Raw genomic sequence first — 26,789 nt, forward strand, 5'->3', positions numbered from 1 at the left:
CGTAGCCCTTGTCGTGCTACGCCGTCAAATAGGGGTGGTGGTGCCTATCCCTGGGCACGGCACCATTGGGCCGGGTCGCTGGGGCGACCCTGCTGGCGGATGGCGAAGTACAGTCCCGAGCTGTCCTGGCCACCGCTGTTGCCGACGGTGGAAATCGCTTCGCCGGCCTTGACGACGTCTCCGGCGTTCTTGAGCAGGCTCTGGTTATGGCCGTACAGGCTCAGGTAACCATTACCATGGTCGAGAATGACCAGAAGTCCAGCGCCACGCAACCAGTCGGCGAAGACCACCCGGCCACCATGCACGGCGCGCACCTGGCTGCCGGGGGAGGCGCTGATCATCACGCCATCCCACCTGGCTCGCGAATCATCGCCACGGGTTTCGCCAAAGCGTGCCAGCAATCGACCATTGACCGGCCATGGAAGTTTGCCCCGCGCAGCGGAAAAAGCACCGCCGAAAGTCTCGCCACTGCTGGAAACCAGCGGGCCGGGCATGGGCTTGGGCTTCTTCGGTGCGTCGCTGCTGGCTGCCAGGGCGGCTTCGCGCTGGCGTTGTTTTTCCGCTTCCTGGGCGGCGAGCAGGGCCTTCTGCCGGGCTTCCTCGGCTTCGCGCGCCTGGCGGGCAAGGGTTTCCTCGATGGTCTTGAGGACCTTGCTCAGGTCGGCCTGGTCCTGCTCGCGGGCCTGCAACTTCTGGTCGCGGGCCTTGACGTCGTTGTTGAGCTTGGCCAGTACCTCCTGGCGCTCGGCGCGGACCTTTTCCAGCTCCTGGCGCTGGCTGTCGAGGGTGCCTTGCTGGGCCAGCAACTGGGCCTGCTGCAGGTTGATGTCCTGCTCGACGCTGGCCAGCTGGCGCAGGGTTTCATTGAAGTTGCGCAGTTGGGTCAGGCGCGCCTGGCTCAGGTAGTCGTAATAGGTCAGGGTGCGGGCGAATTTCTCCGGGTTCTGCTGGTTGAGCAGCAGCTTGAGGTATTCCTCGCGGCCGTTCTGGTAGGCCGAACGGGCCTGGATGGCAATCAGGCGTTGTTGTTCAATGCGGGCGCTCTGGAGTTTTTTTTTCTCGTGATCAAGGCGCTCCAGTTCGCCTTCAGTCTTTTTTAGTTCCTGCTGCAGGGCCTCCACCTGCTTTTCCAGCTTGCCGATGTCGGTTTCAGTGCTGCGCAGTTCTTTCTGCACACCGGATTTTTCCTGTTGCAACTGACCAAGCATTTTTTTCAGCTCGGCAATGTCCTGACGCGTGGCGTCCAGTTGCTGCTGGGTTTGCGCGCGCTCGTCGGCAAACGCCGGGCTGAGCAGGCAAGACAGGGCTAGAACGATCAGGGCGCGAAACATGGAGTGGGCGACACCAGGGATAGAGACTGGCCTAGTATGCCCGCCCAGGCGTGCAAAAAAAACGCCTCGCAGCGTCGGCGGCGAGGCGTTTGTCCGGAAATCCGACCGATATGGCCGGTTTATCGGCTTCAGGCGTCGATCAGGATCGAGGTCCCGGTCATCTCTGCAGGTTTTTCAAGGCCCAGCAGCTGGAGCATGGTCGGTGCCACATCGGCCAGCACGCCGCCTTCGCGGACCTTCACGGCACGCTTGCCGACGTAGATGAACGGCACGGGCTCAGTGGTGTGCGCAGTGTGCGCCTGGCCGGTGCATTCGTCTTCCATCTGCTCGACGTTGCCGTGGTCGGCGGTGATCAGCGCTTCGCCGCCGACCTTGTCCAGCGCCTCGACAATGCGCCCGACGCAACCGTCCAGGGCTTCCACGGCCTTGACCGCAGCCTCGAACACGCCGGTGTGACCAACCATGTCACCGTTGGCATAGTTGACCACGATTACGTCGTAGCGCTGCTGTTCGATGGCTTCGACGATGCGGTCGGTGACTTCCGGTGCGCTCATCTCCGGCTGCAGGTCGTAGGTGGCGACCTTCGGCGACGGGATCAGGATGCGCTCTTCGCCTTCGAACGGCTCTTCACGACCGCCGGAGAAGAAGAAAGTGACGTGGGCGTACTTCTCGGTTTCGGCGATGCGCAGTTGGGTCTTGCCGTTCTTGGCCAGGTATTCGCCGAGCACGTTGTCCAGGCTGGCCGGGCCGAAGGCTGCCGGCGCCGGGATCTTCGCCGAGTACTGGGTCAGGCCGATGTAGGCGGCAAGCTTGGGCAGGCGCGCGCGCGGGAACTCGTTGAAGTCGGGCTCGACGAACACACGCGACAGCTCGCGGGCGCGGTCGGCGCGGAAGTTCATGAAGATCACGGCGTCGCCGTCTTCGACCTTCACCGCCTCGCCGATGCGGGTGGCTTTGACGAATTCATCGCTCTCGTCACGGGCGTAGGCCGCTTCCAGGCCGGCCAGGGCGCTCAGGGCGGTGTATTCGGCGGTGCTGTCGACGATCAGGTTGTAGGCTGCCGACACACGGTCCCAGCGGTTGTCGCGGTCCATGGCGTAGTAGCGGCCGATCAGGCTGGCGATGCGGCCCTTGCCCAGTTTGGCGAAGGTGGCGTCGAGCAGTTCGATCGACGATTGCGCGCTGCGCGGCGGGGTGTCGCGACCGTCGAGGAAGGCGTGCAGGTAGATCTTCTCGGCGCCACGTTGCGCGGCCAGTTCGGCCATGGCGATCAGGTGGTCCTGGTGACTGTGCACGCCGCCGTCGGACAGCAGGCCGAGGATGTGCACGGCCTTGCCGGCACCCACGGCCTTGTCGACCGCGCCGCAGAGCACGGTGTTGTCGAAGAACTCGCCGTCCTGGATGGCCTTGGTCACCCGGGTGAAGTCCTGGTACACCACGCGGCCGGCACCGAGGTTCATGTGGCCGACCTCGGAGTTGCCCATCTGCCCGTCAGGCAGGCCGACATCCATGCCTGAACCGGAGATCAGGCCATGCGGCAGGCTGGCGCGCAGGCGATCGTAGACCGGTGTGTTGGCGGCATGGATGGCATTGTATTCAGGGCTATCGCTGTGACCGAAACCATCCAGGATGATCAGGACCAAGGGTTTAGGCGTGCTCGTCATCAATAGAACTCACGGTTGTTCAGATGATAAAGACACGCATTTTAGGGCAAATTGGCCACGAATGACGAATTAACCTTGCCCGGGCGCCGGCGCTGGCCGACGGACTGCAGCCGGTACATGGGAATTACTGTCAACAAGCCGGTCCGGCGGGCTTTGGCCGACCTTGGGGGCTGTGTATACTGGCCGACATTTTTAATGGCCCGGAACACCCTCCAATGGTTGCTCACCTGATCGAATTCGCAACAAACCACTATCTGCTGGTTGGTATCTTCATCGTTCTGCTGGTACTGCTGATCGTCACCGAAGCCCGCAAGGGCGGCCGCAGCCTGAGCACTGGCGAGCTGACCGCGCTGGTCAACGGCGACAAAGGCCTGGTCGTCGACATCCGTACCACCAAGGAATACGCCGCCGGTCATATCGTTGGCGCCGTGAACATTCCCCAGGACAAGTTCGCCGCCCGCATCGGCGAGCTGGAAAAGCACAAGGCCAAGACCCTGATCGTGGTCGACAACATGGGCCAGCACGCCGGCACCACCTGCCGTGAGCTGCTCAAGGCCGGCTTCACCGCCGCCAAGCTGTCCGGCGGTGTTTCCAGCTGGAAAGCCGACAACCTGCCGCTGGTGAAGTGACATGAGCAAGGTCACTGTCTACTCCAGCGATTACTGCCCGTTCTGCTCGCGCGCCAAGTACCTGCTCGAGAACAAGGGCGTGGCCTTCGAAGAGATCAAGGTCGACGGCAAACCGCAGGTTCGTGCTGAAATGGCCCACAAGGCCGGGCGCACCTCGGTGCCGCAGATCTGGATCGGCAGCACCCACGTCGGCGGTTGCGACGACCTGTATGCCCTTGAGCGCGCCGGCAAGCTCGACGCCCTGCTCAAGGCGTGAACCAGAACCCTTAAAAGACCCTGTAAAGAAGGATCTGTCATGACTGATCAACAGAACAACGACGCCGCAGCCGCAGCCGACGACAACGCTCCTCAATTCTCCATGCAGCGCATCTACGTGCGCGACCTGTCGTTCGAAGCGCCAAAAAGCCCGGCGATCTTCCGCCAGCAGTGGGAGCCGAGCGTCGCCCTGGACCTGAACACCAAGCAGAAAGCCCTGGAAGGTGACTTCCACGAGGTAGTGCTGACCCTTTCGGTCACCGTGAAGAACGGCGAAGAAGTGGCCTTCATCGCTGAAGTCCAGCAGGCCGGTATCTTCCTGATCAAGAACCTCGACGCGCCGTCGATGAGCCACACCCTGGGCGCTTTCTGCCCGAATATCCTGTTCCCGTACGCGCGCGAAGCGCTGGACAGCCTGGTGACCCGTGGCTCGTTCCCGGCGCTGATGCTGTCGCCGGTCAACTTCGACGCCCTGTACGCCCAGGAAATGCAGCGCATGCAGGAAGCCGGCGAAGCTCCTTCGCTGCAGTAAGGCTTGCGATGCAGTGAAAAAGCGCCCCGAGGGGCGCTTTTTTCATGGTTCAGGCAAAGCCCTGCTGGCGCCAGGCTTCGTAGACAGTCACCGCCACGGTATTGGACAGGTTCAGGCTCCGGCAGCCTGGTCGCATCGGCAGGCGCAGGCGCTGCTCGGGGGGCAGGCTGTCGAGCACTTCGGCCGGTAGGCCACGGCTTTCCGGGCCGAACAGAAAAGCGTCGCCCGGCTGGTACGCCGTTTCGTGGTAAGGGTGCGAGGCCTTGGTGGTGAAGGCGAACAGGCGCGGTTGGCCCAGGCTCTCCAGGCAGCTGGGCAGGTCGGCATGGCGCTTGAGGGTGGCATACTCATGGTAGTCCAGCCCGGCGCGGCGCAGGCGCTTGTCGTCCAGCTCGAAGCCGATGGGCTCGATCAGGTGCAGGTCGCAGCCGCTGTTGGCGCACAGCCTGATAATGTTGCCGGTATTCGGCGGAATCTCTGGTTGAAAGAGGATGACGTGAAACATGCACGGCTCCGAACATAAAGATGGCGAGCATTCTACTCCTGAACCGGACCCGCGTTCGCAGCTATGGCCACGGGTTCTGTTCTCGATGGCGATCCTTGGCATGCTGGTGGGGCTGATGATCGGTCGCCTGACCGCGCCCGAGCCCCGGGTGCTGGAGCAGGTGCAGATCGTCGAGGGTGGCCTGGACCTGTGGTTCAACGAGGAACCCAAGCTGCATGGCGAGGAAGTGGAGGGCACCCTGGCCCTGGTGTTCGACGCCGAGGGCAAGGCTGCCCGGGGGCAGCTGCAGCTGCAGGGCAAGCCTGTGACCTGGCGGGTACAGAAGAGTGACGGTGGGCTGCTGGTGACCCTGGTCGCGGCTCGCCCCCTGCACGGCGACTGGGCCGGTGCAGAGGACGAGGGACGCTGGCGGGTGCAGGTGCGACTGCGCGAATAAAAGAGGGGAATCCCCGGCCTGCCTGTACCAAGGCCCCCAAAACTGGAAGTACTGATACTAATGCAGAGTGTGTGCCAGTTTTGTTGCAGTGCGGAAAATGGTGGGTTTAGAGCGGTTGGCTGGGGTTTTGCCGAAATTTTTTGCGTTGTAGCGGTGCGTCGTGGGTCATGGCGGTGCACTTTAGGGCGCCATCGCCGGCTACGCCGGCTCCCACAATGCTTTGAGCTGCACTGGCACTGGTGGGAGCTGGCGCAGCAGCTACAACGCGCAGAATCAGGCCTCGTCGTCGCCTTCCTCATCGCCCCCGTCGACCTTCATCCCCAGTTCCTTGATCTTGCGCGTCAGGGTGTTGCGTCCCCAGCCCAGCAGAACGGCGGCATCCCGGCGGCGGCCGGCGGTGTGCTTGAGCGCTGTCTCGATCATGATCCGCTCGAAGCTTGGCACCGCGCTGTCGAGCAGGCTCGACTGACCGCGTGACAACGCCTGGTCGGCCCACTGGCGCAGGGCCTGTTCCCAGTTGGTCACCGGCGCCGCGTCCTGGGGTAGGTTGAGCAGCTCCGGCGGCAGGTCGCCGATATGCACTTCGCGACCCGAAGCCATCACTGTGATCCAGCGGCAGGTGTTCTCCAGCTGGCGCACGTTGCCCGGCCACGGAAGGTTGCGAATGAACTCTTCGGTCTCCGGCTTGAGCAGCTTTGGCTCCACCGCCAGTTCCTGGGCCGCACGGCCGAGGAAGTGCCTGGCCAGGGTCGGGATGTCTTCGCGACGATCGGCCAGGCGCGGGATATGGATGCGGATCACGTTCAGGCGGTGGAACAGGTCTTCACGAAACTTGCCGGCCTGCACCAGGGTTTCCAGGTTCTGGTGGGTCGCGGCGATGATGCGTACATCGACCTTGACCGGCACATGACCACCCACCCGGTAGAACTCGCCATCGGCCAGCACGCGCAGCAGGCGGGTCTGGGTGTCGGCGGGCATGTCGCCGATCTCGTCGAGGAACAGGGTGCCGCCGTCGGCCTGCTCGAAGCGACCACGGCGCAGGTTGGCCGCACCGGTGAAGGCGCCTTTCTCATGGCCGAACAGTTCGGACTCCATCAGGTCCTTGGGAATGGCTGCCATGTTCAGGGCGATGAACGGCGACGCCGCACGCGGGCTGTGGCGGTGCAGGGCGTGAGCGACCAGCTCTTTGCCGGTACCGGACTCACCATTGATCAACACGGTGATGTTGGAGTGGCTCAAGCGACCGATGGCGCGAAACACCTCCTGCATCGCCGGCGCCTCGCCGATGATTTCCGGCGTGCGGGTCAGGCTCGGGGCGACATCCAGGCCCTGTTGTTCCTGGGCATGCTGGTTGGCGCGCTTGACCAGCGAAACGGCTTCGTCGACGTCGAACGGCTTGGGCAGGTATTCGAAGGCACCGCCCTGGTAGGAGGCCACCGCACTGTCGAGGTCGGAGTGGGCGGTCATGATGATGACCGGCAGGCGCGGGTGCTGTTCGCGTATCTGCGCCAGCAAATCCAGGCCACTGGCGCCGGGCATACGGATGTCGGAAATGATCACGTCAGGCTGCTGGCGGGCCAGGCGGCTCATGACGCCGTCGGCACTGTCGAAGCTCTGGGTGGTCATGCCTTCCTGTTGCAGGGCTTTTTCCAGGACCCAGCGGATGGAGCGATCATCGTCGACGATCCAGACGGTTTCACTACGGCTCATGAGGCGGTGGCTCCTTGTTCCAGGGGCAGGAAGATCGAGAAGGTGGTGTGGCCCGGGTGGCTGTCACATTCGATCAGGCCCTGGTGCTGGCTGATGATGTTCTGGGTAATGGCCAGGCCCAGCCCGGTACCGTCCGGGCGACCGCTGACCATGGGGTAGAAGATGGTTTCCTGCAGCTCGGCCGGGATGCCCGGGCCGTTGTCGATGATCTCGACCTTGGCCACCAGGCGATGGCGGGTGTGGCCGATGGTGAACTGGCGCATGGCCCGGCTGCGCAGGGTGATGCGCCCCAGGCGCAGTTCGTTCTGGCCACTGATGGCCTGCATGGCGTTGCGCACGATATTGAGCACGGCCTGGATCATTTGTTCGCGGTCGATCAGTACATCCGGCAGGCTCGGGTCGTAATCGCGCACCAGGGTGATACCGCCCTGGCTTTCCGCCTCGACCAGGCTGCACACGCGCTCCAGCACTTCATGGATGTTGGTCATGGCCAGCGACGGCAGCTTGTTCGAGCCCAGCATGCGATCCACCAGGTTACGCAGGCGGTCGGCCTCCTCGATGATCACATTGGTGTAATCCTTGAGGCCGTCTTCGGGCAGCTCCCGGGACAGCAGCTGGGCGGCACCACGAATACCGCCCAGCGGATTCTTGATCTCATGGGCCAGGCCGCGGACCAGCATCTTGGTGGTTTCCTGCTTGGACAGCTGTGCCTCTTCCTTGGTGATGCGCAGCAGCCGGTCGCGGGGGTGGACTTCGAGCAGCAGCAGGGTCTGGCCCTTGCTCAGGATCGGCGTCACCGCGTAGTCGACGGTCTGGGTCTGGCCGGTCAACGAGGTGAGCTGGGCTTCACGCTTGGTGAAGGGGTGCGCGTGCTCCACTGCCAGGCGCAGGGAGTTGAGCGCTTCGGGGGATTCAGTGAACAACTCGCTGATGAATTGCCCATGGCTGCGCTGGCCGCTGATGGCCAGGAGCATTTCCGCTGCCGGGTTCATGTACTCGAGGCGCAGGTCGGCGTTGAGCAGAATGGTGGCAGTGGTCAGGTTGTCCAGTAGCAGTCGGTGCAGGGCATCGCTGATGGTCATGGGGCGTCGGTGACCTCTTTTGGCTCATGACGACCCCAGGTGTGTGTCAGGGTCGCGGGCGCTGGTTGTCTGCTGGTAACAAGAAAATGCAAAAAACAAACCAAGGCTCCGAAAAGAAGCGGATCTGCCGGATAAAGACCTGAATTTGCGCTAAATACGGCTACAAAGCCCTGGTTCGGCGGTTTGCTTGAACCAAAATGGACCGATACGAGCCAGTGCATGCAACTGCATGCACCAATATAGAGCATAGGGTGAAATCACGGGGCGGTGCACAATGTGTAGGTGGCGAGCTTGAGTGCCATCTCCCGTGTCTCGTCCAACTCGCGCTGGGCGATCGCCTCCGTTACCGTGGGATAGCACGGCTCAGGAGGGTTGCGATCGAAGCGGGCCAACTCACTGAGCAGGGTTTGCTGTAACTGGTCCAGTTGTGGGCGCACTTGCGTTGTTAAATCCACTCGCGGCTTTTTGGGTGCGTTGCCAGTGGCCTGCCAGTCTGCCAGCGCGTAGAGCTGGAGCACTTTGTTGGCTCGAATCTGGGCAGCCATGAATTCGGCTGCTCGTTGGCTGCTGAGCTTGAGACTTGGCGCCAGGGCTTCAGCGTTGGCAATGACCTGCTGTTCACGAGACGGGTCTTCTACCAGTTGGCCGGACTGCCATTTGCTCAGGGCAATGGTTTCAGCAAGATCCAGACGTTGTTCAACCGAGTCCAGTAATCGCTGTAGTGGGTCGCTCGGCGAGGGTGCACAGCCTTGCGTGAGGAGAAGAGAGAAGAGCAGCAGGGTTAAGCGCATGACGAGGCTTCCAGAAGAAGGAGTGGCCAGTGTGGCGTTCCTGAAACTTTTTACCTGCCGTCTGATTCGTATACCAATGTCAGAAAAAGAAAAGGCCTCCCGTGTGGGAGGCCTCTCGCTATAGCGTTACGCCGTTACTGGATTAGCAGCTGTAGTACAGCTCGTATTCCAGTGGGTGTACGAAGGTGCGAACCTTGATTTCTTCTTCGGATTTCAGGGCGATGTAGGCATCGATGAAGTCGTCGGAGAATACGCCGCCCTTGGTCAGGAACGCACGGCCTTTGTCCAGCTCTTCCAGGGCTTCTTTCAGGCTGCCGCAAACCTGCGGGATTTCCTTGGCCTCTTCAGGCGGCAGGTCGTACAGGTTCTTGTCGGCGGCATCGCCTGGGTGGATCTTGTTCTGGATACCGTCCAGGCCGGCCATCAGCAGCGCGGCGAAGCACAGGTACGGGTTGGCAGCCGGATCCGGGAAGCGGGCTTCGATACGACGGGCTTTAGGGCTCGACACGTAAGGAATACGGATCGAAGCGGAACGGTTACGGGCCGAGTAGGCCAGCATGACCGGTGCTTCGAAACCTGGCACCAGGCGCTTGTAGGAGTTGGTGGCCGGGTTGGTGAAGCCGTTCAGGGCCTTGCCGTGCTTGATGATACCGCCGATGAAGTACAGGGCGGTGTCGGACAGGCCGGCATAGCCTTCGCCTGCGAAGGTGTTCTTGCCGTCTTTCCAGATCGACATGTGAACGTGCATGCCCGAGCCGTTGTCGCCGTACAGCGGCTTAGGCATGAAGGTAGCGGTGCGGCCGTAGGCATCGGCAACGTTGTGCACGACGTACTTCAGGGTCTGGACTTCGTCAGCCTTCTTCACCAGGGTGTTGAACTTGACGCCGATTTCGTTCTGGCCGGCAGTTGCCACTTCGTGGTGGTGAACTTCGACGGTCTGACCCATTTCTTCCAGTGCGTTGCACATGGCGGTACGGATTTCGTGGTCGTGGTCGAACGGTGGAACCGGGAAGTAACCACCTTTGACGCCTGGACGGTGGCCTTTGTTGCCGCCTTCGACGTCCTGGTCGGACATCCAGGAACCTTGCTCGGAGTAGATCTTGAACATGGAGCCCGAGATGTCGGACTTGAACTTCACTTCGTCGAAGATGAAGAACTCAGGCTCTGGACCGGCGAACACGGTGTCACCGATCAGGGTGCTTTTCAGGTGCTCTTCGGCACGCTTGGCGATTGCGCGTGGGTCGCGATCATAGCCCTGCATGCTGGCAGGGTCGATGATGTCGCAGGTCAGGATCAGGGTTGGCTCTTCGGTGAACGGGTCCAGCACGGCGGTGGAGTCGTCCGGCATCAGGATCATGTCGGAGGCTTCGATGCCTTTCCAGCCGGCGATGGAGGAACCGTCGAACATCTTGCCGGTTTCGAAGAAGTCTTCGTCCAGGCCGTCACGGGCTGGCATGGTGACGTGGTGCTGGATGCCTTTGGTGTCAGTGAAGCGCAGATCAATCCATTTAACGTCATGATCTTTGATGAGTTGAACCGACTTCGACATAGTGTCCTCCGGGGGATAGAGCGTGCCTGTGCAGCCCTTGAATTTGGGTGATGCCGGGCGCGAATAGTCCGCCAAGGCAACCTGCCTCACAAGGGAGCAAATTGCATGCCAGTGCCCCGGTTTGGAATTTCTGCCCCATTCCCACGCGTTTCAGGGGTTTTTGACCCGAGTGTCGGACAATTTTTGCACCCTGATGAGGCGCAATGTTGGTCTATTGCACCATAAGGGTGCATGCAAAACCTTCTGTACGATAATTGGTTAAACCTTGAGCAATTTCCGCTATAATCCGCGCCCCACTTTTTTAGTCGGCAGCGCACGCACAGTTTTTCATGAAACTAATCGTAAAAGTCTTCCCGGAAATCACCATCAAGAGCCGCCCGGTTCGCAAGCGTTTCATCCGTCAGCTGGGCCGCAACATTCGCACCGTGCTCAAGGACCTCGATCCTGAGCTGGCGGTCGATGGTGTCTGGGACAACCTCGAGGTGATCACCCGCGTCGAGGACGAGAAAGTCCTGCGTGAGATGACCGAGCGCCTGACCTGCACGCCGGGCATTGCCCACTTCCTGCAGGTCGAAGAGTACCCGCTGGGCGATTTCGACGACATCGTTGCCAAGTGCAAGACCCACTTCGGCCACCTGCTGGCCGGCAAGCGCTTCTCCGTGCGCTGCAAGCGTGGTGGTCACCACGACTTTACCTCGATGGACGTCGACCGTTATGTCGGCAGCCAGCTGCGCCAGCAGTGCGGCGCCGCCGGTATCGACCTGCGCAACCCCGAGGTGGAGGTGCGCATCGAGGTGCGCGACCAGCGCCTGTACGTGATCCACAGCCAGCACAAGGGCATCGGCGGCTACCCGCTGGGCGCCCTGGAGCAGACCCTGGTGCTGATGTCCGGTGGTTTCGACTCCACCGTGGCGGCCTACCAGATGATGCGTCGCGGCCTGATGACCCACTTCTGCTTCTTCAACCTCGGCGGCCGTGCCCACGAGCTGGGGGTGATGGAAGTCGCCCACTACCTGTGGAAGAAATACGGCAGCAGCCAGCGCGTTCTGTTTATCAGCGTGCCGTTCGAGGAAGTGGTCGGCGAGATCCTCGGCAAGGTCGACAACAGTTATATGGGCGTGACCCTCAAGCGCATGATGTTGCGCGCGGCGGCGCAGATGGCCGACCGCCTGGAGATCGACGCACTGGTCACCGGCGAGGCGATTTCCCAGGTCTCCAGCCAGACCCTGCCGAACCTGTCGATCATCGACCAGGCCACCGACAAACTGGTGCTGCGCCCGCTGCTGGCCACCCACAAGCAGGACATCATCGACCAGGCCGAGGCGATCGGCACCGCCGACTTCGCCAAGCACATGCCTGAATACTGTGGCGTGATTTCGGTGAACCCGACCACCCACGCCAAGCGCCACCGCATCGAACATGAAGAGAAACAGTTCGACATGGCCGTGCTGGAGCGCGCCCTGGAGCGCGCCCGCCTGATCGCCATCGACCACGTGATCGACGAGCTGAGCCAGGACATCCAGGTCGAGGAAGTCGGCCAGGCGCTGGCCGGTCAGGTCGTTATCGACATCCGTCATCCGGATGCCCAGGAAGATGAACCGCTGGAACTGGATGGCATCGAAGTGAAGATCATGCCGTTCTATGCGATCAACAGCCGCTTCAAGGAACTGGACCCAGCGCGCCAGTACCTGCTGTATTGCGACAAGGGCGTGATGAGTCGGCTGCATGCCCACCACCTGCTGAGCGAGGGACATGCCAATGTGCGTGTTTATCGTCCGGCATAAGACGCCGGGGTTGTATGGCGGAAGCATCCGCCATCGCCCTCCCGACCGCCGGGCAGTTTGAGCGCCGTTCATTCATATTCGCCGCTTAAAATAGCGGCAACCCGAATCCTCTGATCGAGAAACACAAGTGATCGAAAATCTGCGTAACATCGCCATCATCGCCCACGTTGACCATGGTAAAACCACCCTGGTCGACAAACTCCTGCGCCAGTCCGGCACCCTGGAGCGTAACGAGCTCAACGACGAGCGCGTCATGGACTCCAACGACCAGGAAAAAGAGCGCGGCATTACCATTCTGGCGAAAAACACCGCCATCAACTGGAATGGCTACCACATCAACATCGTCGACACCCCCGGCCACGCCGACTTCGGTGGCGAGGTTGAGCGTGTAATGTCGATGGTCGACTCCGTGCTGCTGCTGGTCGATGCCCAGGACGGCCCGATGCCGCAAACCCGCTTCGTGACCAAGAAGGCTTTCGAAGCCGGTCTGAAGCCAATCGTCGTGATCAACAAGGTCGACCGTCCGGGCGCGCGTCCTGACTGGGTTCTGGACCAGATCTTCGACCTGTTCGACAACCTCGGTGCCACCGACGAACAGCTGGACTTCAAAGTCGTCTACGCCTCGGCCCTGAACGGCATCGCCGGTCTGGACCACACCGAAATGGCCGAAGACATGACCCCGCTGTACCAGTCGATCATCGACAACGTACCGGCACCTGCTGTTGACCGTGACGGTCCGTTCCAGATGCAGATCTCCGCACTGGACTACAACAGCTTCCTGGGTGTTATCGGTGTTGGCCGTATCGCCCGTGGTCGCGTCAAGCCGAACACCCCGGTCGTCGCCATCGACACCGACGGCAAGAAGCGCAACGGCCGTATCCTCAAGCTGATGGGTCACCACGGTCTGCACCGCGTTGACGTCGAAGAAGCCCAGGCCGGCGACATCGTCTGCATCAGCGGTTTCGACGAGCTGTTCATCTCCGACACCCTGTGCCACCCGGACGCGGTTGAAGCGATGAAGCCGCTGACCGTTGACGAGCCAACCGTTTCGATGACCTTCCAGGTCAACGACTCGCCGTTCTGCGGTAAGGAAGGCAAGTTCGTCACCAGCCGCAACATCAAGGAGCGTCTGGACAAAGAGCTGCTGTACAACGTTGCACTGCGCGTTGAAGAAGGCGACTCGGCTGACAAGTTCAAGGTTTCCGGCCGTGGTGAGCTGCACCTGTCGGTTCTGATCGAAACCATGCGTCGTGAAGGCTTCGAGATGGCTGTAGGCCGTCCTGAAGTGATCATCCGCGAAGTCAACGGCACCAAGCAGGAGCCGTTCGAGAACGTCACCATCGACATCCCTGAAGAATCCCAGGGCAAGGTCATGGAAGAAATGGGTCTGCGTAAAGGCGACCTGACCAACATGGCGCCGGATGGCAAGGGCCGTGTACGTCTGGAATACAACATTCCAGCCCGTGGTCTGATCGGTTTCCGTAACCAGTTCCTGACCCTGACCAACGGTGCAGGCATCCTGACCTCGATCTTCGATCGCTACGACACCATGAAGTCGGGCCAGATGTCCGGCCGTCTGAACGGCGTACTGGTTTCGGTCGAGACCGGCAAGGCTCTGACCTATTCCCTGGAAACCCTGCAGGCGCGCGGCAAGCTGTTCGTCGAGCACGGCCAGGAGATCTACAACGGTCAGATCATCGGCCTGAACAGCCGTGACAACGACCTGGGCGTGAACCCGACCAAAGGCAAGAAGCTCGACAACATGCGTGCTTCGGGCAAGGACGAGACCATCGCCCTGGTTCCGCCGGTTCGCCACACCCTGGAACAGGCCCTGGAATTCATCCAGGACGACGAGCTGTGCGAAGTCACCCCTAAGTCGATCCGTCTGCGTAAGAAGATCCTCGACGAAGGCGAGCGTACCCGCGCTGCCAAGAAAGCCAAGGCTAACTAAGCCCGGCTGAAACGAAAACGCCCCCGGTCGCAAGGCCGGGGGCGTTTTTGTTTGTGGCAGGAAGGGTACCGCGGCTGCCGGTCTACATTTGGTGAAACACTCGTAGCAGCCAGCGGTCCTCTGATTCATGCTTTGATGGCAAGCTCATATGCCGGCATAAGGAACTTGCCAATGCTGCGTCAGCTTGTCCTGATGGTCGCACTCAGCATGCCGATGGCCGTCCTCGCCTCGACAGCGGATATCGACTGCAAGCAACCGCATCAGCCCTTCCAGCATGTGGTCTACTGCCATATCGATGCGCTCAGGGCGCAACCGCTTGATTTTCAACTGGTCGGACAGCACGCCTCGCCGACCATGGAAGTCAGGCGCTACCTGTTGAACTCGCAGCGCTGGACACCCTATCCGGTATCTTCCCCTCAGGTCTGGCAACATCAGGTCGACCTGTACCTCTCTGTCCAGGCCCGCCCCGGTCAGGCCCTGCTTGTCATCAACAATGGCCTGCATCAGCAACAGCAGGAGCCTGATTACCCTGCCCAGACCCTGCAGCAAATCGCCAGCGCCACCCGAACGCTGGTTGTGTCGCTCAGTGATGTACCGAACCAGCCACTGTTCTTCGACGATGATCAGCAGTGGCGCATTGAAGACGTTGCTGTCGCCCACACCTGGAAGCACTTCCTCGGTGACCCGCAACGGCATCGTTTGCTCGCTTTGCATGTTCCGATGGCAGGTGCCGCCGCCCGAGCCATGGATCTGGTGCAGGCGAAGTTGCCGCAGTATCGGCATTTCATCCTGGTCGGAGCTTCGAAGCGGGGGTGGGCGGCCTGGCTGGCGGCGCTGGCAGATGATCGGGTATCGGCCCTGGCGCCGGCTGTCATCGAAATTGCCGACGGGAAAAACATGCTCGAACAGTTGCGGCGCAACTATGGCGGTCAATGGCCGATCGCTCTGGCTCCCTATCAGGCGGCCGGCGTGCTGGCGCAACTACAGGCCCCATCCTTCGATCGTCTGATGGAGATCATGGACCCGCTCCAATACCGTGACAGTGCCTTGGCCGATCGCCTGCTCATTCCCAAGTACCTGATTTCCGCCAGTGGCGATGACTTTTTTGCGCCGGACCATACGGCCCGCTATGTGCCGAAGCTACCGGGTAACAACGCCGTGCGCGTGGCGCCAAACTCGGATCATTACGGTATTCGTGCCTATGCCGGGTCGTCGCTGATTCCCATGGTCAATCGCCTGCAGCAGGGTCATGGCTTGCCCACCTTGCGTTCCTCCGTGACAGAGGACGCGGGCATTGCACGGCTCAAGGTGAGCTTTTCCGAACCGCCGCGTGCGCTGCGGCTTTGGCGGGCAGCCAATGAGCGTGATCGGGATTTTCGTTATGCCTGTGGCATACGCTACCAAGCGACAACCCTGGTGCCACCACCTGGCCTGGAGACGCTTGTCGAGTTGGGGCGAGTCGAGTCAGGTTGGCAGGCGGCCTTTTTGCAGGCCACCTTCGATGATGGTTTCATCGCGACCAGCCCGGTGCATGTCATGCCGGATGACAAATTTCCTGATCAGCCGCCCTGGACGGACGGCGCGAGCTGTTCAACCCTGGCCGACTGACCTGCGATATCAACGACCCACAGGCTTGGGAATGTACGCGCAATACCCCGGACGCGGCCCGATCCTGGGGTGATTGCGGCAGGTGTCCGGGCGCACGTCATAAATGGTGCACAGGCGGCTCTTGCGATCCAGATAGAGGCAATCGTCGTTGCTCATCTGCGCCAGGGTGAAAATCCCCGACTTCTGGTTGAAGCGCTGGATGATGCCGTCCTTCTGCAAGCGTTTGGCAATGTTTTTCGGCGGCTCACCGATCTCGAATTCATCCACCACGCCCATGCGGACCAGGTCTTTGATCTTCACTTCCGTCGGCAAGGTGCAGCAGGTCGACTTGCAGCCTCCGCACATATGGCTTTGGTACTTCTGCCAGGTCTCCAGGCGGTCGACTTCGGCGGCGGCAATCAGGGTCGGTTTCATCGGGCTCTATTTTTGATGTTCATCACGGGCGCGCGATCATACATGAGTTGATCAAAATGTGAACAACCATTTACCCAGCGGTCGCTCGACCGGTACTGCTTTTGCACGCAAAAAGTGGAGAACCTGAGCTTTCGCTCTGTGTCGAACCGTCTAGGCTGAGAAATCTCCATCCGCATTCGTCAACTTGATCGAGGACGTCGCATGTCTCAGGAACCACTCGCTCGTGACGCAGAGGTGGCCGCTTTTCGCACCGCTGTACTGGATAAATTGACCTACGCGGTCGGCAAGGACCCGGCGCATGCCTTCGAGCATGACTGGTTCGAAGCCATTGCCCTGGCAGCCCGTGATCACATGGTCGATCACTGGATGGACCACACCCGGCAGATTTACCGCAAGAGCCAGAAGCGGGTGTACTACCTGTCGCTGGAGTTTCTTATCGGTCGCTTGCTGTATGACAGCCTGAGCAACCTCGGCCTGCTGGAGATCGCCCGCGAAGCGCTGAGCGGGCTGGATGTCGACCTGGAGCGGATCCGCCTGCTGGAGCCGGATGCGGCCCTGGGCAATGGCGGTCTCGGTCGGCTGGCGGCCTGTTTCATGGAGAGCATGTCGACCCTGGGCATTGCCGCCCACGGTTATGGCATCCGCTACGAACACGGTCTGTTCCGCCAGGCGGTGGTCGATGGCTGGCAGCAGGAGCAAACCGAGAACTGGCTGGACTTCGGCAACCCCTGGGAGTTCGAGCGGGCCGAGGTGATCTACCCGATCAGTTTCGGGGGCAGCGTCGAAACCGTGCATGACGCCAATGGCCAGCAGCGCCAGGTGTGGTGGCCGGCCGAGACCGTGCGTGCGGTGGCCTATGACACGCCCGTGGTCGGCTGGAAGGGGGCCAGCGTCAACACCCTGCGGCTGTGGCGTGCGCGGGCGCTGGAAGAGCTGCACCTGGAGCGCTTCAACGCCGGCGACCACCTGGGTGCCGTGGCTGAAGTGGCGCGTGCCGAAAGCATCTCGCGGGTGTTGTACCCGGCCGACAGCACCGAGGCCGGCCAGGAGTTGCGCCTGCGTCAGGAGTATTTCTTCGTCTGCGCCTCGTTGCAGGACCTGCTGCGTCGCCACCTGAACATGCACGACAATCTGCTCAACCTGCCGCAGCAGGCGGCGATCCAGCTCAACGACACGCACCCATCGATTGCCGTGGCCGAACTGATGCGCCTGCTGGTCGACCAGCATGAGGTGCCCTGGGACACCGCCTGGCAACTGACCGTCGATACGCTGGCCTACACCAACCACACCTTGTTGCCCGAGGCGCTGGAAACCTGGCCGGTCGGTCTGATGGAGCGCATGCTGCCGCGGCACATGCAGATCATCTACCTGATCAACGCCTTCCATATCGACGCGCTGCGGGCCAAGGGCATCCACGATTTCGACGTGCTGCGCGCGGTGTCGCTGATCGAGGAGGACAACGGTCGCCGGGTGCGCATGGGCAACCTGGCCTTTCTTGGCTCGCACAGCGTCAACGGTGTGTCGGCGCTACACAGCAAGCTGATGCGCAGCACGGTATTTGCCGAGCTGCATAAGCTCTATCCGCAGCGGATCAACAACAAGACCAATGGCATCACCTTCCGTCGCTGGCTGTACCAGGCCAATCCGGCGCTGACGGCCATGCTGGTCCAGGCCCTGGGTGAAGAAGTGCTCGATGACCCTCAAGGCCTGCTCAAGGGGCTGGAGCCTTTCGCCAACAAGCCTGCGTTTTGCAAACAGTTCGCCGAGCAGCGCCTGCGCAGCAAGCGTGCCCTGGCCAACCTGATCCAGGAGCGCCTGGGCATCACCGTCAACCCGCAGGCGATGTTCGATGTACAGGTCAAGCGGATCCACGAGTACAAGCGCCAGTTGCTAAACCTCCTGCACACCGTGGCCCTGTACCAGGCGATCCGCGCCGAGCCCGGGGTCGACTGGGTGCCGCGGGTCAAGCTGTTCGCCGGCAAGGCTGCGGCCAGTTATCACCAGGCCAAGCTGATCATCAAACTGAGCAACGATATCGCCCGGGTGGTGAACAACGACCCGACCGTGCGCGGCCTGCTCAAGGTGGTGTTCTTACCCAACTACAACGTCAGCCTGGCCGAGAGCATCATTCCGGCGGCCGACCTTTCCGAGCAGATCTCCACCGCCGGCTACGAGGCTTCGGGTACCAGCAACATGAAGTTCGGCCTCAACGGCGCGCTGACCATCGGCACCCTGGATGGCGCCAACGTGGAAATGTGCGAGCAGGTCGGTGCCGAGAACATGTTCATCTTCGGCCTGAGCGCCCAGCAGGTGGAGTCGCGAAAACGCAGTGGCGACTTTGGCGCCGGTGCCGACATTGCCGCTTCAAGCCGGCTCGGCGATGTGCTGCAGGCGATTCGTGGCGGGGTGTTTTCGCCGGATGATCCGGCCCGCTACACCGGGCTGGTCGACTCGCTGGTGGCCCATGACCGCTTCCTGGTCTGCGCCGATTTCGATGCCTACTGGGACGCCCAGCAGCGCGTCGAGGCGCTCTGGCACGATCCGGCGCAGTGGTGGCGCATGGCGGTGCTCAACACCGCACGCATGGGCTGGTTCTCCTCGGACCGGACCATTCGCGAGTACGCGACACAGATCTGGAAGGCCCTGGACTAAGCTGTGGAGGATGGCCCGGGGGCGATGAACTCTCGGGCCAATGTGCCGTCTTATCGCTCAAGCGTGTCTGATGACTCGCTAGCGCTTCACTCTCCCTGTAAACTGCGTGGGTTTTTATTACCCCATTCTTCGGAGCCTTACATGTCCCGCGTTACCCTGAGTCGCTATTTGATTGAGCAGACCCGCAGCAACAGCACCCCTGCCGATCTGCGCTTCCTGATCGAAGTGGTAGCGCGTGCGTGCAAGGAAATCAGCCACAACGTTTCCAAAGGCGCCCTGGGCGGCGTCCTGGGCAGCATGGGCACCGAAAACGTGCAGGGCGAAGTCCAGAAGAAGCTGGACGTGATTTCCAACGACATCCTGCTCGAAGCCAACGAGTGGGGCGGTCACCTGGCCGGCATGGCCTCCGAAGAAATGGACAATGCCTACCAGATCCCGGGCAAGTACCCTAAAGGTGCCTACCTGCTGGTCTTCGACCCGCTGGACGGCTCGTCGAACATCGACGTCAACGTTTCGGTCGGCACCATCTTCTCGGTACTGCGTTGCCCCAATGAGTACCTGAGCCAGAACGAAAGCCTCAACGAGCAGGCCTTCCTGCAGCCGGGCACCAAGCAGGTCGCCGCCGGTTATGCGATCTACGGTCCGCAGACCATGCTGATCCTGACCCTGGGCAACGGCGTCAAGGGCTTCACCCTGGACCGCGAGCTGGGCAGCTTCGTGCTGACCCACGAGAACATCAAGGTACCGGAAACCACCGCCGAATTCGCCATCAACATGTCCAACCAGCGTCACTGGGAAGCCCCGGTCAAGCGCTACGTCGGCGAGTTGCTGGAAGGCGAGACCGGCCCGCTGAAAAAGAACTACAACATGCGCTGGATTGCCTCGATGGTTGCCGACGTGCACCGCATCCTGACCCGTGGCGGCCTGTTCATGTACCCGCGCGACGCCCGCGAGCCTTCCAAGCCGGGCAAGCTGCGCCTGATGTACGAAGCCAACCCGATGTCCTTCATCATCGAACAGGCCGGCGGTGCTTCCACCGACGGCACCCAGCGCATCCTCGACATCCAGCCCGAGAGCCTGCACCAGCGCGTGGCAGTGTTCCTCGGCTCCAAGCAGGAAGTCGAGCGCGTTACCGGTTATCACCAGGAGTAAGTCATGCTCGCACCTTGGCAGCCGTTACTGGAGTGGTGGTTCGGATGGGGCACCAGCCCCCAGGACGTCGCTGACGAGAAGAGCACGCTATGGTTCGGCAAGCACCATGATGCCGAGGCGCAGGCGATGTTCGGCGAATTGATGGAGCAAGCCCTGGCCGGAGGTCTGGATGAGTGGCAGCAATGCCCTCAGGGCTGGCTGGGGCTGGTGCTGCTGCTTGATCAGTTGCCGCGCATGATCCACCGCGACACGCCGCACGCCTTCGACGGCGACCGGCGGGCTCAGGTGGTGGTGATGCAGGGCCTGCAAAAGAAGTGGGACTTCCAGCTGCTGCCAATCCAGCGGGTGTTCATCCTGCTGGCGCTGGAGCATGCCGAAGTGTTGGACTGGCAAAACCTGAGTGTCGAGCGCTACCAGGAATTGCTGGACGAGCAGCCGGAGCAGTCGCGCCGCCTGTTCGAAGGCTTTCTTGATTACGCCGAGCAGCACCAGCGGGTGATCGCCCGCTTTGGCCGCTTCCCGCACCGCAATCTGGTTCTGAATCGGCCGAGTACCGATGAAGAAATGGATTTTCTGCTGGAGCCGGGTTCCCGGTTCTGAGACTGTGATCGGCTTGCCGGCTCCCACATTGTGGGAGCTGGCATCGCCAGCGATGAGGCCTTCAGGGCCGAATCAAATCCTGAAACTACCCACCAAGTGCTTCAACCGCTCGACCTGATTCTCCAGGTCGTTGCAGGCCCGCAAGGTTGCCTGCAGGTTCTCCACCCCTTCCTGATTCAGCGTATTGATCTCAGTGATGTCGACATTGATCGACTCGACCACGGCGGTCTGCTCTTCGGTGGCGGTGGCGACCGACTGATTCATGCCGTCGATCTCGCCGATGCGCTGGGTCACGCTGCCCAGGCGTTCACCGGCCTGGTTGGCAATGCCGACGCTGTGCTGGCTGTGGCTCTGGCTTTCGGTCATGGTGCTGACCGCCACGCGGGCACCTGCCTGTAGCTCCTCGATAATGCGCTGTACCTGCTGCGCCGAGTCCTGGGTGCGGTGGGCGAGGTTGCGCACTTCATCGGCAACCACCGCAAACCCGCGTCCGGCCTCGCCGGCCCGGGCGGCCTCGATGGCGGCGTTGAGCGCCAACAGGTTGGTCTGCTGGGAGATGCCACTGATCACTTCGAGGATCTGGCCGATGTTCACCGTGTTGGCGTTCAGGGTTTCGATGTTGCCACACGAATCGCTGATCTTTGCCGACAGATGGTTCATCACCTCGATGGTCTGTTCGACCACCTGCTGGCCATCGGCAGCCAGGTTGCGGGCATCGCTGGAGTGCTGGGAGGCGAGGGCGGCGTTCTGGGCGATTTCCTGGGCGGCGGCGCCCAACTGGTTGATTGCCGCAGCGACGCTGCTGGTGCGACTCGCCTGTTGGTCGGCGTTGTGGATCGAGGCATTGGAGGCGCTCACCACGCGCAGGGCCACTTCGTTGACCTGGCCGCTGGCCGAGGCTACTTCGCGGATCGACTCGTGGATACGTTCGACGAAACGGTTGAACGACTGGCCGAGACTGCCGAACTCATCCTGGGCATGGATGCGCAGGCGGCGGGTGAGGTCGCCTTCGCCCTCGGCGATATCGTGCATGGCCCGGCCCATGACGTGCAGCGGCTCCATCAACACGCGGATCAGCACACCGAGCAGGGCGATGATGATCAGCACCGCAATCACCGTGGCAACAATGGCCGAGGTGCGCAGTTCGCTGAGCATGGCGAAGGCGAAGTCCTGGTCGAGCACCAGGGCGACGTACCAGTCGGCCGAAGGGACGCCGTTGACCTTGGTGAAGGTGATGAACTGCTTGCGGCCATCGACCTCGGCTTCCTTGAGTCCACTGCCGATTCGCGGGGTGTCTTGTGGATAGGCTTCGTTGAGATGCTTGAGCACCAGCTTGGCATCCGGGTGCACCAGGATCTTGCCGTCGCCATTGACGATGAAGGCCTGGCCGTGACCGTCGAAGTTCAGTGCGTTGATGATCGCGCTGATGCTGTCCAGGTCGGTGTCGGCACCGCTGACGCCGATCAGGCGACCCTGGTGCTGCACCGGGGTCGCCAGGGTGATGACCAGCTTGTTCGCCGAGACCGAGATGTAGGGTTCGGTAACGATGGTCTGGCCGGCGCTGCTGGCCGCCTTGTACCAGCCACGCACGCGCGGGTCGTAGTCGGCGGCGCGGTTGCCTTGCGGTACCGACTGCATGGCGCCGTCCTGGCCGCCAAAGTAGGTCAGCAGGAAGTTGCCGCCGTATACCGGCAGGTTGAGGCTGCGGGTCAGGCTGTCCTTGCTGGCGCCATCGACGGCGACCTGCTGGGACAGCGACTGCAGGATCTGGATGCGGCTTTGCAGCCAGGTCTGGATGTTGTTGCTGGTCAGGCTGCCGAGTTCCTGCATCGAGGATTCGGTGTTGGCCAGCAGCGTCTGGCGCTGGCGATAGTCATTGAACAGGATGAAACAGGTGAAGGCGACAGCGACCACCAGGGCGGCGGCGAGCAGGATCTTGTGGCTGAACTTCAGGTTTTTTGTCATTGCGGGGTCTGTCTGCACAAGGCGGGTCTACGGAGGAGGGCGCGGCAATCGGTCGCAGCGCATTCCTGTGTCGTCCGCTGTGGGCAAAAGATTAATCCGATAGCGATCTATACGACCAAAGGCAGGGATCTGGAGCAAGGAAAGGCCGATGGGTGGGGAACCTGCGGCGGTTTTCCCCTTCTAAGCTGTCGGTAGGCCACTGCGCCTGCGCCCTCATGTCCAGGAGTGACCTTTCATGTCGTTGCGTTCCCTCGCCCTGCTGTCCTTGTGCGTGTTTCTGACTGCGTGCAACAAGATCAACCAGGAAAACTACTCTCACATCAAGACCGGCATGACCAAGGCCGAGGTCGAGCAGTTGCTCGGCAGCCCCAAGGAATGCTCCGGCGCCCTGGGCATGTCCAGCTGCACCTGGGGTGACGAGAAGGCCTTCATCAGCGTGCAATACGCCGCCGACAAGGTATTGATGTATTCCGGGCAGGGACTCAAATGAAACGCATGCACCTGTTGCTGGCGCTGTGTGCCGGCCTGATCCTGGGTGGCTGTGCCAACTCGGGCACGGGGCCGGTACCGCCCAAGACAGTCGAGAAGGTCGACCTCAAGCGTTACCAGGGCAAGTGGTTCGAACTGGCGCGCCTGCCGATGTACTTCCAGCGCGATTGCGCCCAGTCCGAGGCGCACTACAACCTCAAGTCCGATGGCACGGTCGGGGTGCTCAACCGATGCCTGACCCGCGAGGGCGAGTGGCAGGAAGTCAGCGGCATCGCGACACCGCAGGTGCCGGGCAAGACCGACAAGCTGTGGGTGGAGTTCGACTCCTGGTTCTCGAAGGTCGTGCCGGGGGGCGTCAAGGGTGACTACTGGGTGTTGTACATTGGCGACGACTACCAGACGGCGCTGGTGGGCAACCCGGATCGCAAGTACCTGTGGATTCTGTCGCGCAAGCCGGCGATTCCGGCGCTCGAGCGCGAAAGCCTGCTGGCCAAGGCGCGGCAGCAGGGATATGACACCACCCGCCTGATCTGGCGCGTGGCGGACAAGGACATGGCGGCCCACAAGCCTTGAGGGTCCATCGCGGGGCAAGCCCGCTCCCACACCTTTATGTGGGAGCGGGCTTGCCCCGCGATAGCTCAGCCCAGCAGTTCGCGTAGCACGCCGGCAAACGCCTGCGCGCTTTCTTCCTCGGCGCCATGGCGCCCCTGGCGCACCACCCACTGGCCGTTGACCATCACATCGCGCACCTGGCGATCGCTGCCGGCAAACAGCCAGCGGTTGAGAATGCCATCGTCGCTGGCGGTGGCCAGGTACGGGTCGTTGCCGTCAAGCACCAGCCAGTCCGCGCGCTTGCCTACGCTGAGTTCGCCAATGGCTTGCCCCAGCGCCTGGGCGCCGCCGCTCAGGGCTGCGTCGTACAACGTGCGTCCGACCATCGGCTGGTCGCTGCCATACAGGCGGTTGCGCCGCTGGTCGCGCAGGCGTTGGCCGTACTCCAGCCAGCGCAGTTCCTCGACCACGCTCAGCGACACATGGCTGTCCGAGCCGATCCCCAGGCGACCGCCCTGGGCCAGGTAATCCACGGCCGGGAAGATGCCGTCTCCGAGGTTGGCTTCGGTGGTCAGGCACAGGCCGGCAATCGCACCGCTGCGGGCCATCAGGGTGACTTCGTCGGGTTCGGCGTGGGTGGCGTGCACCAGGCACCAGCGTTGATCGACTTCGGTATTTTCATACAGCCATTGCAGCGGCCGGCGCCCACTCCAGGCCAGGCAGTCGTCGACTTCCTTTTGCTGTTCGGCAATGTGGATATGCACCGGGCAGGTCTTGTCGCTGGCGGCCATGACCTGGGCGATCTGCTCTGGCGTGACGGCGCGCAGCGAGTGGAAGCACAGCCCCAGTTGCTGGGCAGGCTGCTCGGCCAGCACTGGCGCCAGCCGCTGCGCAAGCTTGAGGTACTGCTCGGTGCTGTTGATAAAGCGCCGCTGGCCGTCGTTCGGTGCCTGGCCGCCGAAGCCTGCGTGGCTGTACAGCACTGGCAACAGGGTCAGGCCGATACCGCTGGCGCGGGCCGCCTGGCTGATGCGCAACGACAGTTCGGCAGGATCGGCATAGGCCTTGCCCTGGGTGTCGTGGTGCACGTAATGGAATTCGGCGACCGAGGTGTAGCCGGCCTTGAGCATTTCGATGTACAGCTGCCGGGCGATGACCTGCAACTGATCGGGGCTGATCTTGCCGACCAGGCGGTACATCAGTTCACGCCAGGTCCAGAAACTGTCGTTGGGATTGCCCGCCACTTCCGCAAGCCCCGCCATGGCGCGCTGGAAGGCGTGCGAGTGCAGGTTGGGCATGCCCGGCAGCAGCGGGCCGGCCAGGCGCTCGGCGCCTGCGGCCGAGCCGCCAGCCTGGACGCTGGCCAGCAAGCCATCGGCGCCGACCTCGATTCGGACGTTTTCGGCCCAGCCGCCAGGGAGCAACGCACGTTCGGCAAAGAAGACGGACATCGACACGGCACCTCATTGTGGTTATTTGTATATACATATACAGACGTTTGCCTGCTGGGTAAACTCCGGCAAGCTACCGTTCATTCAACCGAAAAGGACATTTACCGTGCCGACACCTCCTGTCTCCGCGCTGGTTGCCCAGATGGGCGAGGGGCCGGCGCCGCTGTATGCCCGGGTCAAACAGATGATCGCCCTGCAGATCCAGAACGGCAGCTGGCCGCCGCACCATCGCGTGCCGTCGGAAAGCGAGTTGGTCAGCCAATTGGGCTTCAGCCGTATGACCATCAACCGCGCCCTGCGTGAACTGACCGCCGAGGGGTTGCTGGTGCGCATGCAGGGTGTCGGCACTTTCGTCGCCGAGCCCAAGACCCGTTCGGCGCTGTTCGAGGTCAACAACATTGCCGACGAAATCGCTGCCCGCGGCCACCAGCACACCTGCCAGGTGATCACCCTGGCCGAAGAGGCCGCCGGTTCCGAGCGCGCCCTGGCCCTGGACATGCGCGAAGGCCAGCGGGTGTTTCATTCGTTGATCGTGCATTACGAAAACGGCATTGCCGTGCAGATCGAAGATCGCTTCGTCAACGCGCAGATCGCCCCTGACTATCTCAAGCAGGACTTCACCCGGCAGACGCCCTACGCCTATCTGTCCCAGGTCGCACCGCTGACCGAAGGCGAGCACGTGGTCGAAGCGATTCTCGCGGAGCCTGAGGAGTGCCGCCTGCTGCAAATCGAAGAGGGCGAGCCGTGCCTGCTGATCCGCCGCCGCACCTGGTCGGGGCGTCAGCCGGTAACCGCCGCTCGTCTGATTCATCCCGGTTCCCGTCATCGTCTTGAAGGACGCTTCAGCAAATGAGCCAGTTGCAGGTATTACGCGCCAAAGACTATCCCCGCATGCCCTGGAAGAACGGCGGCGGCAGCACCGAAGAAATCACCCGCGATGGCGGTGAGGGCCTGGAGGGCTTCGGCTGGCGCCTGTCGATCGCCGACATTGCCGAGTCGGGCGGATTCTCCAGTTTCGCCGGCTACCAGCGGATCATCACTGTGCTGCAGGGCGAGGGCATGCAGTTGCAGGTCGATGGCCAAGCGACCCGACCGCTGCTGCCTTTCGATGCCTTTGCCTTTAACGGTGAAAGCCAGGTCAGCTGCCGTTTGCTGGGTGGGGACATTCGTGATTTCAACCTGATCTATGCGCCGCACCGTTACCGCGCGCGCCTGCAGTGGTTCAGCGAGCCGACCCGGTTGTTCAGTTGCGCCGACACCGTGTTGCTGTTCAGTGCGCAAGGTGAGTTGACCCTGGGCGTCAGCGGCCATCCACAACAGGAGTTGGGCCTCTATGACTGTGTCCAGCTGACCGGCAACCAGGACCTGCTCGAGCTGGAAACCACTGGTCGTTGCTGCGTCATCGAACTGTCAGACGTTTCCCGGTAACGCACTTTTTGCCACACCCTGTTACCGAATGCCCCAAGGTGGCGCAATGCCGCCTTGGTTGTCTCCCTTCCCCGCGACACCCTCCGAACACTTTTCGAAACCCTCAACGCCTTGATTTTCCTGGCCGAGACTCATCAGTCAGGTTTTTCTTCCAGGTTGTATAGGCAACTTGGCCGCTCAATTGCATATGCTTGTATGTACAAGTAAAGATGTGTGCGTATAAGTGGACAGGCCATCCCTTCTGCGCTGTTGAAGCCGC

The 26,789-nt window shown here is 61.9% G+C and carries 24 protein-coding genes and 1 pseudogene; 14 read left to right on the top strand and 11 right to left on the bottom strand.

Translation table 11 applies throughout. The features are described 5' to 3' along the window. Positions 1-44 precede the first annotated feature (44 nt). Positions 45-1,331: a murein hydrolase activator EnvC family protein gene (locus ACIQUS_RS02170; protein WP_403042282.1), complete on the bottom strand. Its 1,287-nt coding sequence runs from the start codon at positions 1,329-1,331 to the stop codon at positions 45-47. Positions 1,332-1,459: 128 nt separating this feature from the next. Further along, positions 1,460-2,995 (bottom strand): 2,3-bisphosphoglycerate-independent phosphoglycerate mutase, encoded by a 1,536-nt coding sequence (gene gpmI / locus ACIQUS_RS02175; protein ID WP_403042285.1) that lies wholly within the window; start codon positions 2,993-2,995, stop codon positions 1,460-1,462. A 215-nt stretch (positions 2,996-3,210) separates the two neighbouring features. On the opposite strand from gpmI, the gene ACIQUS_RS02180 reads away from it, so the two are divergent. From ACIQUS_RS02180 to secB, 3 genes are read left to right on the top strand one after another with little or no spacing between them, the layout of a single operon-like run. Continuing rightward, positions 3,211-3,624: a rhodanese-like domain-containing protein gene (locus ACIQUS_RS02180; RefSeq protein ID WP_285863040.1), complete on the top strand. Its 414-nt coding sequence runs from the start codon at positions 3,211-3,213 to the stop codon at positions 3,622-3,624. Position 3,625: 1 nt separating this feature from the next. Then, the gene (grxC, locus tag ACIQUS_RS02185) at positions 3,626-3,880 is read left to right on the top strand and encodes a glutaredoxin 3 (RefSeq protein ID WP_403042289.1); all 255 of its coding nucleotides are present in this window, start codon (positions 3,626-3,628) and stop codon (positions 3,878-3,880) included. Positions 3,881-3,919: 39 nt separating this feature from the next. Continuing rightward, positions 3,920-4,411, top strand: coding sequence for a protein-export chaperone SecB (gene secB, locus ACIQUS_RS02190; protein WP_403042291.1), 492 nt, complete (start codon positions 3,920-3,922; stop codon positions 4,409-4,411). Between the two features lie 49 nt (positions 4,412-4,460). On the opposite strand, the gene ACIQUS_RS02195 is transcribed toward secB, so the two are convergent. After that, a complete protein-coding gene (locus ACIQUS_RS02195) occupies positions 4,461-4,916 on the bottom strand; it encodes a tRNA (cytidine(34)-2'-O)-methyltransferase (protein ID WP_403042293.1) in 456 nt (151 codons plus the stop codon). Here ACIQUS_RS02195 and ACIQUS_RS02200 point away from each other — a divergent pair. Continuing rightward, positions 4,915-5,352: a hypothetical protein gene (locus ACIQUS_RS02200; protein ID WP_403042295.1), complete on the top strand. Its 438-nt coding sequence runs from the start codon at positions 4,915-4,917 to the stop codon at positions 5,350-5,352. The genes ACIQUS_RS02195 and ACIQUS_RS02200 overlap by 2 nt on opposite strands. 273 nt (positions 5,353-5,625) lie before the next feature. Here ACIQUS_RS02200 and ntrC read toward each other — a convergent pair whose 3' ends face one another. From ntrC to glnA, 4 genes are all read right to left on the bottom strand, one after another. Continuing rightward, positions 5,626-7,062 carry a nitrogen regulation protein NR(I) gene (gene ntrC / locus ACIQUS_RS02205; RefSeq protein ID WP_403042298.1) on the bottom strand — a complete coding sequence of 479 codons (1,437 nt, stop codon included), beginning with the start codon at positions 7,060-7,062 and terminating at the stop codon, positions 5,626-5,628. After that, complete coding sequence (glnL, locus tag ACIQUS_RS02210) at positions 7,059-8,144, bottom strand: nitrogen regulation protein NR(II) (RefSeq protein ID WP_285863033.1); 1,086 nt, start codon at positions 8,142-8,144, stop codon at positions 7,059-7,061. The genes ntrC and glnL overlap by 4 nt, the downstream gene beginning before the upstream one ends. A 257-nt stretch (positions 8,145-8,401) precedes the next feature. After that, a complete protein-coding gene (gene aroQ, locus ACIQUS_RS02215; RefSeq protein WP_403042301.1) occupies positions 8,402-8,935 on the bottom strand; it encodes a gamma subclass chorismate mutase AroQ in 534 nt (177 codons plus the stop codon). 142 nt (positions 8,936-9,077) lie between these two features. Further along, on the bottom strand, positions 9,078-10,484 hold the full coding sequence (gene glnA / locus ACIQUS_RS02220; protein ID WP_403042303.1) for a type I glutamate--ammonia ligase: 1,407 nt from the start codon (positions 10,482-10,484) through the stop codon (positions 9,078-9,080). 329 nt (positions 10,485-10,813) lie between these two features. On the opposite strand from glnA, the gene thiI reads away from it, so the two are divergent. The 3 genes from thiI to ACIQUS_RS02235 all read left to right on the top strand — a co-directional run bounded on the left by thiI (position 10,814) and on the right by ACIQUS_RS02235 (position 15,827). Beyond that, on the top strand, positions 10,814-12,268 hold the full coding sequence (gene thiI / locus ACIQUS_RS02225; RefSeq protein ID WP_403042306.1) for a tRNA uracil 4-sulfurtransferase ThiI: 1,455 nt from the start codon (positions 10,814-10,816) through the stop codon (positions 12,266-12,268). Between the two features lie 127 nt (positions 12,269-12,395). After that, positions 12,396-14,219, top strand: a complete 1,824-nt coding sequence (gene typA / locus ACIQUS_RS02230; protein ID WP_403042309.1) for a translational GTPase TypA — start codon at positions 12,396-12,398, stop codon at positions 14,217-14,219. Between the two features lie 171 nt (positions 14,220-14,390). After that, the gene (locus ACIQUS_RS02235) at positions 14,391-15,827 is read left to right on the top strand and encodes a PhoPQ-activated protein PqaA family protein (protein WP_403042312.1); all 1,437 of its coding nucleotides are present in this window, start codon (positions 14,391-14,393) and stop codon (positions 15,825-15,827) included. A gap of 9 nt (positions 15,828-15,836) precedes the next feature. Here the strand turns inward: ACIQUS_RS02235 and ACIQUS_RS02240 are convergent, their stop codons facing one another. Beyond that, a complete protein-coding gene (locus tag ACIQUS_RS02240) occupies positions 15,837-16,241 on the bottom strand; it encodes a YkgJ family cysteine cluster protein (protein ID WP_403042314.1) in 405 nt (134 codons plus the stop codon). A gap of 201 nt (positions 16,242-16,442) precedes the next feature. On the opposite strand from ACIQUS_RS02240, the gene ACIQUS_RS02245 reads away from it, so the two are divergent. From ACIQUS_RS02245 to ACIQUS_RS02255, 3 genes are all read left to right on the top strand, one after another. Further along, entirely contained in the window at positions 16,443-18,893 is a 2,451-nt protein-coding gene (locus ACIQUS_RS02245) for a glycogen/starch/alpha-glucan phosphorylase (RefSeq protein WP_403042317.1), read from the top strand. 141 nt (positions 18,894-19,034) lie between these two features. Further along, the gene (locus tag ACIQUS_RS02250; RefSeq protein ID WP_403042320.1) at positions 19,035-20,045 is read left to right on the top strand and encodes a class 1 fructose-bisphosphatase; all 1,011 of its coding nucleotides are present in this window, start codon (positions 19,035-19,037) and stop codon (positions 20,043-20,045) included. A 3-nt stretch (positions 20,046-20,048) separates the two neighbouring features. Continuing rightward, positions 20,049-20,645 carry a DUF924 family protein gene (locus ACIQUS_RS02255; protein ID WP_403042324.1) on the top strand — a complete coding sequence of 199 codons (597 nt, stop codon included), beginning with the start codon at positions 20,049-20,051 and terminating at the stop codon, positions 20,643-20,645. Between the two features lie 72 nt (positions 20,646-20,717). Here ACIQUS_RS02255 and ACIQUS_RS02260 read toward each other — a convergent pair whose 3' ends face one another. Further along, positions 20,718-21,518, bottom strand: coding sequence for a methyl-accepting chemotaxis protein (locus ACIQUS_RS02260; protein ID WP_403043033.1), 801 nt, complete (start codon positions 21,516-21,518; stop codon positions 20,718-20,720). A gap of 54 nt (positions 21,519-21,572) precedes the next feature. Then, positions 21,573-22,610, bottom strand: a pseudogene (locus tag ACIQUS_RS02265) (cache domain-containing protein); the annotation flags it as partial. A gap of 235 nt (positions 22,611-22,845) precedes the next feature. Between ACIQUS_RS02265 and bamE the strand changes: the two are divergent. Both bamE and ACIQUS_RS02275 read left to right on the top strand, forming a co-directional pair. Then, positions 22,846-23,100 carry an outer membrane protein assembly factor BamE gene (bamE, locus tag ACIQUS_RS02270; RefSeq protein ID WP_403042328.1) on the top strand — a complete coding sequence of 85 codons (255 nt, stop codon included), beginning with the start codon at positions 22,846-22,848 and terminating at the stop codon, positions 23,098-23,100. Next, positions 23,097-23,672 (top strand): lipocalin family protein, encoded by a 576-nt coding sequence (locus ACIQUS_RS02275; protein ID WP_403042330.1) that lies wholly within the window; start codon positions 23,097-23,099, stop codon positions 23,670-23,672. Before bamE ends, ACIQUS_RS02275 begins: the two co-directional genes overlap by 4 nt. A 65-nt stretch (positions 23,673-23,737) precedes the next feature. Here ACIQUS_RS02275 and ACIQUS_RS02280 read toward each other — a convergent pair whose 3' ends face one another. Beyond that, positions 23,738-25,102, bottom strand: coding sequence for a formimidoylglutamate deiminase (locus ACIQUS_RS02280; RefSeq protein WP_403042333.1), 1,365 nt, complete (start codon positions 25,100-25,102; stop codon positions 23,738-23,740). Between the two features lie 142 nt (positions 25,103-25,244). Here ACIQUS_RS02280 and hutC point away from each other — a divergent pair, with 142 nt between their 5' ends. Beyond that, positions 25,245-25,955 (top strand): histidine utilization repressor, encoded by a 711-nt coding sequence (gene hutC, locus ACIQUS_RS02285; protein WP_285863116.1) that lies wholly within the window; start codon positions 25,245-25,247, stop codon positions 25,953-25,955. Further along, a complete protein-coding gene (locus ACIQUS_RS02290) occupies positions 25,952-26,530 on the top strand; it encodes a HutD family protein (RefSeq protein WP_403042336.1) in 579 nt (192 codons plus the stop codon). The genes hutC and ACIQUS_RS02290 overlap by 4 nt, the downstream gene beginning before the upstream one ends. Positions 26,531-26,789 lie beyond the last annotated feature (259 nt).

The sequence above is a fragment of the Pseudomonas sp. NPDC090755 genome, from assembly GCF_044769005.1.
Lineage (GTDB): Bacteria > Pseudomonadota > Gammaproteobacteria > Pseudomonadales > Pseudomonadaceae > Aquipseudomonas.

Coding starts and splice junctions, on each gene's coding strand:
- ACIQUS_RS02170 (WP_403042282.1), bottom strand. CDS start 1,331: ATGTTTCGCGCCCTGATCGTTCTAGCCCTGTCTTGCCTGCTCAGCCCG.
- gpmI (WP_403042285.1), bottom strand. CDS start 2,995: ATGACGAGCACGCCTAAACCCTTGGTCCTGATCATCCTGGATGGTTTC.
- ACIQUS_RS02180 (WP_285863040.1), top strand. CDS start 3,211: ATGGTTGCTCACCTGATCGAATTCGCAACAAACCACTATCTGCTGGTT.
- grxC (WP_403042289.1), top strand. CDS start 3,626: ATGAGCAAGGTCACTGTCTACTCCAGCGATTACTGCCCGTTCTGCTCG.
- secB (WP_403042291.1), top strand. CDS start 3,920: ATGACTGATCAACAGAACAACGACGCCGCAGCCGCAGCCGACGACAAC.
- ACIQUS_RS02200 (WP_403042295.1), top strand. CDS start 4,915: ATGCACGGCTCCGAACATAAAGATGGCGAGCATTCTACTCCTGAACCG.
- ACIQUS_RS02195 (WP_403042293.1), bottom strand. CDS start 4,916: ATGTTTCACGTCATCCTCTTTCAACCAGAGATTCCGCCGAATACCGGC.
- ntrC (WP_403042298.1), bottom strand. CDS start 7,062: ATGAGCCGTAGTGAAACCGTCTGGATCGTCGACGATGATCGCTCCATC.
- glnL (WP_285863033.1), bottom strand. CDS start 8,144: ATGACCATCAGCGATGCCCTGCACCGACTGCTACTGGACAACCTGACC.
- aroQ (WP_403042301.1), bottom strand. CDS start 8,935: ATGCGCTTAACCCTGCTGCTCTTCTCTCTTCTCCTCACGCAAGGCTGT.
- glnA (WP_403042303.1), bottom strand. CDS start 10,484: ATGTCGAAGTCGGTTCAACTCATCAAAGATCATGACGTTAAATGGATT.
- thiI (WP_403042306.1), top strand. CDS start 10,814: ATGAAACTAATCGTAAAAGTCTTCCCGGAAATCACCATCAAGAGCCGC.
- ACIQUS_RS02235 (WP_403042312.1), top strand. CDS start 14,391: ATGCTGCGTCAGCTTGTCCTGATGGTCGCACTCAGCATGCCGATGGCC.
- ACIQUS_RS02240 (WP_403042314.1), bottom strand. CDS start 16,241: ATGAAACCGACCCTGATTGCCGCCGCCGAAGTCGACCGCCTGGAGACC.
- ACIQUS_RS02245 (WP_403042317.1), top strand. CDS start 16,443: ATGTCTCAGGAACCACTCGCTCGTGACGCAGAGGTGGCCGCTTTTCGC.
- ACIQUS_RS02250 (WP_403042320.1), top strand. CDS start 19,035: ATGTCCCGCGTTACCCTGAGTCGCTATTTGATTGAGCAGACCCGCAGC.
- ACIQUS_RS02255 (WP_403042324.1), top strand. CDS start 20,049: ATGCTCGCACCTTGGCAGCCGTTACTGGAGTGGTGGTTCGGATGGGGC.
- bamE (WP_403042328.1), top strand. CDS start 22,846: ATGTCGTTGCGTTCCCTCGCCCTGCTGTCCTTGTGCGTGTTTCTGACT.
- ACIQUS_RS02275 (WP_403042330.1), top strand. CDS start 23,097: ATGAAACGCATGCACCTGTTGCTGGCGCTGTGTGCCGGCCTGATCCTG.
- ACIQUS_RS02280 (WP_403042333.1), bottom strand. CDS start 25,102: ATGTCCGTCTTCTTTGCCGAACGTGCGTTGCTCCCTGGCGGCTGGGCC.
- hutC (WP_285863116.1), top strand. CDS start 25,245: ATGGGCGAGGGGCCGGCGCCGCTGTATGCCCGGGTCAAACAGATGATC.
- ACIQUS_RS02290 (WP_403042336.1), top strand. CDS start 25,952: ATGAGCCAGTTGCAGGTATTACGCGCCAAAGACTATCCCCGCATGCCC.